The sequence below is a fragment of the Sediminibacillus massiliensis genome (assembly GCF_900156915.1).
GTDB classification, from domain to species: Bacteria; Bacillota; Bacilli; order Bacillales; family Amphibacillaceae; genus Sediminibacillus_A; species Sediminibacillus_A massiliensis.
Genome location: NZ_LT732532.1, coordinates 1 through 1,226 on the forward strand (window position 1 = coordinate 1; position 1,226 = coordinate 1,226).

1 rRNA gene is annotated in these 1,226 nt (G+C 55.7%); it reads right to left on the bottom strand.

Annotation, left to right across the window (positions count from 1 at the left end):
* A 23S ribosomal RNA gene (locus CZ434_RS00060) occupies positions 1–1,226 on the bottom strand; the annotation flags it as partial.

Consider the following 1,226-nt stretch of genomic DNA (forward strand, 5'->3'; position numbering starts at 1 on the left):
CACGTGTCACCACGCTTCCACCTCGGACCTATCAACCTCATCGTCTCTGAGGGATCTTACTCATTTAAAATGATGGGAAGTCTCATCTAGAGGGGGGCTTCATGCTTAGATGCTTTCAGCACTTATCCCTTCCACACGTAGCTACCCAGCTATGCTCCTGGCGGAACAACTGGTACACCAGCGGTGTGTCCATCCCGGTCCTCTCGTACTAAGGACAGCTCCTCTCAAACTTCCAACGCCCACGACGGATAGGGACCGAACTGTCTCACGACGTTCTGAACCCAGCTCGCGTACCGCTTTAATGGGCGAACAGCCCAACCCTTGGGACCGACTACAGCCCCAGGATGCGATGAGCCGACATCGAGGTGCCAAACCTCCCCGTCGATGTGGACTCTTGGGGGAGATAAGCCTGTTATCCCCGGGGTAGCTTTTATCCGTTGAGCGACGGCCCTTCCATACGGCACCGCCGGATCACTAAGCCCGACTTTCGTCCCTGCTCGACTTGTAGGTCTCGCAGTCAAGCTCCCTTCTGCCTTTACACTCTGCGAATGATTTCCAACCATTCTGAGGGAACCTTTGGGCGCCTCCGTTACTCTTTAGGAGGCGACCGCCCCAGTCAAACTGCCCACCTGACACTGTCTCCGGACCGGATCACGGTCCTGGGTTAGAATGTCCGTACAGCCAGGGTGGTATCCCACCGACGCCTCCACCGAAGCTAGCGCTCCGGCTTCTAAGGCTCCCACCTATCCTGTACAAGCTGTACCAACATGCAATATCAGGCTACAGTAAAGCTCCACGGGGTCTTTCCGTCCTGTCGCGGGTAATGCGCATCTTCACGCATAGTATAATTTCACCGGGTCTCTCGTTGAGACAGTGCCCAAGTCGTTGCACCTTTCGTGCGGGTCGGAACTTACCCGACAAGGAATTTCGCTACCTTAGGACCGTTATAGTTACGGCCGCCGTTTACTGGGGCTTCGGTTCAACGCTTCGCCTTGCGGCTAACGCGTCCCCTTAACCTTCCAGCACCGGGCAGGTGTCAGCCCCTATACTTCGCCTTACGGCTTCGCAGAGACCTGTGTTTTTGCTAAACAGTCGCTTGGGCCTTTTCACTGCGGCTTCTCGCAAAAGAAGCACCCCTTCTCCCGAAGTTACGGGGTCATTTTGCCGAGTTCCTTAACGAGAGTTCTCCCGCTCACCTTAGGATTCTCTCCTCGCCTACCTGTGTC